Source organism: Neisseria sp. HMSC064E01 (assembly GCF_001808875.1).
Taxonomy (GTDB): domain Bacteria; phylum Pseudomonadota; class Gammaproteobacteria; order Burkholderiales; family Neisseriaceae; genus Neisseria; species Neisseria sicca_A.
The window spans coordinates 1-593 of sequence record NZ_KV794896.1 but is presented as its reverse complement, the minus strand read 5'-3'; the positions used below and the strand labels follow the sequence as shown (position 1 = coordinate 593).

The window sequence follows — 593 nt, the reverse complement described above, 5'->3', positions numbered from 1 at the left end:
TAATACATCTGTTCGCGGGTAATGCCGCCCATATTTTCGCGCGGATATTTTTCGCGTATCGGTTCTAAAGCTCGGTTTAGCGCAATGTAGTCCAAGGGTAAATCTTCGCGGATATCCCCTGTTTCGGGCAGGCTGCCGATTTTAAAAACCTTGATACCGGCAAAGTCGCGCAGAGTAATATCGGGATGATTTGCCAAAACAGACTCTATCCTGCCTGCCGGAAGCTGTCGGTAAAGTTCCCTACCGACCAGTGTGTACCAACTGATACTGCGTATGTTGTATCTATAAAACGTTGACAGATAATCGGTCGTGACCGGAATCAGCCCCAAATTTTCGCGGCAAACCCCGTATTCATACGGCGCACCGTCGTAATAATTATGCGGTGGAATTGCTGCCAGTCCGATATAACCGTGGAAAACATCCAGCTTCTCTGAAATCTTACCGACAAATTCATCCAGCTTTGCCAAATCTTGGGGAGAAGACAAAATTTCCAGTGGCAGATTAAAAAGCAGGGTGCCTAACGGCATATACGGCTCATTTGCCAAACCTGCAGCAATAGAGGTGATATTGAAATAATAGGATGCACTGGTATT

General features: G+C 46.4%; 1 protein-coding gene. It reads right to left on the bottom strand.

Annotated elements, in window-relative coordinates:
• The coding region (locus HMPREF2572_RS15010; RefSeq protein WP_246827750.1) for a type VI immunity family protein at nucleotides 1-527 on the bottom strand (527 nt) is incomplete at its 3' end.
• Nucleotides 528-593 lie beyond the last annotated feature (66 nt).